Here is a 1,614-nt window from a genome sequence, read left to right on the forward strand (position 1 = left end):
CGCGCCCGCGCCCCCCGGCACCCCGACCCCGGGCACCCCGGACCCCGGGGCCGACGACACCGCCGGCCCCGACGACGGCACCCCCCGGGGCAAGCGCGACGGCAAGGACGACATGTCGGACCACGGCCCCTCGGGGGACGGCGGCGGCCCCTCCGGCGACGGCCGGGAGTCCGGCGACGACCCCGCCGACGACCCCGCCGACCACGACTCCGCGGACCCCGACCGGGGCAACGGCAGGTCCGGCGCCACCGGGGGCGGGTCCAACTGGTACGCCAGGACGGTCGCCGCCTGCCGCGACTACCGGGCGGGCCGGCTCGACGAGGAGAGCCGCAGCCACCTCGAAGCGCTCGCCAAGGGCGCCCGCAACCTGGACCGGTTCTGCGACCGGATGCTCGGCGACAAGGACGGGCAGGGCGCCCGCGAGAACGGCGGCCCCTCCGGCCGGGAGGAGGCGGGCCAGGACGACGACGCCTCGGCCCCGCTGCCCTCGATCCGGTTCACCGAATCGCCCGGCCCCTCCGCCGCGGCGATCGCCCCGGACCCGGCGGACACCGGCGACGGCAGCCCGTCCGGGACCTCCCGGCCCACCGCCGGAGCGGCCTCCCGCTGACCATCCGTACCGGTCGGTGTGACGTTTTCCGGCCTGCCGACGCTGTACGGAATGAGCCGACTGGTCATCGGCAGCGCCGGAGCCGGGGTTCCCCCCGTACCTGCGGCTCGGCGCACATGGCGCGGGCGGGACACGTTCCCCCGGTCCCGTCCGCGCCCCAATCCTCCGCGAGTGCCCCGGACCCGCCCGCGCCTACTTGTAGACGACGACCTTGTCGCCCGTGCGGACCTGGGCGAAGACGGCCGCGATCTTCCCCTCGTCGCGCACGTTCACACATCCGTGCGAGGCCCCGTTGTAGCCGCGGGCCGCGAAGTCCGACGAGTAGTGCACCGCCTGGCCGCCGCTGAAGAACATCGCGTACGGCATGGGCGTGTGGTAGATCGACGACACGTGGTGCCGCGACTTCCAGAACACCGAGAACGTCCCCTCGCGGGTCGGCGTGTACTGCGAGCCGAACCGCACGTCCATGGACGAGACGACCTTGCCGTCGATCATCCAGGACAGCGTCCGGCTGTTCTTGCTGATGCACAGCACCCGCCCCGTCAGACACCGCTTGTCCGGCTTCGCCACCGGGCGGGTGGTCGGCGGGTTCAGTTCGGCGGCGGTCGGCCGGTGCGTCATCCCGAGCAGCTTCTGCCAGGTGAGCGTGTCCGTGTTCCCCGTCTGTACGAGGCCCCGCTTGCCCTGGAACGAACGCACGGCCGCGGCCGTGACGGAGCCGTAGTAGCCGGTCGGGGTGCGCCCGAAGTGACCTATCTGCCGCAACCGGGCCTGCAACTCGCGCACCTGCTCGCCCTGGGAGCCGTTCCGCATCAGGACCGTGCCCTGCGGATCGGCGGCCGGGGTGGTGCGGGTCGCGCTCGGCTCCGGGGACGGCGACGCCGGCTCCCGCTCCGGCTCCGTCGGCTTCGCCGTCGCGGTCGGGCTCGCGGAGGCGTCGCCCGGCTTGGCGTCGTCACCCGGCCGCGCCGAGGCGGGGGAGTGGCTGCTCGCCGGTGCGGAGG

Annotated in this window: 1 protein-coding gene and 1 pseudogene; one reads left to right on the forward strand and one right to left on the reverse strand. The window is 74.8% G+C overall.

The genetic code is table 11. The features are described 5' to 3' along the window. A pseudogene (locus MHW47_RS35260) lies at nucleotides 1-610 on the forward strand (hypothetical protein); the annotation flags it as partial. A 192-nt stretch (nucleotides 611-802) separates the two neighbouring features. On the opposite strand, the gene MHW47_RS35265 reads toward MHW47_RS35260, so the two are convergent. After that, a partial coding sequence (locus tag MHW47_RS35265) for a L,D-transpeptidase family protein (RefSeq protein ID WP_239227887.1) occupies nucleotides 803-1,614 on the reverse strand: 812 nt, incomplete at its 5' end.

Origin of the sequence: Streptomyces sp. OfavH-34-F, assembly GCF_022347745.1 — a bacterium.
Taxonomy (GTDB): domain Bacteria; phylum Actinomycetota; class Actinomycetes; order Streptomycetales; family Streptomycetaceae; genus Streptomyces.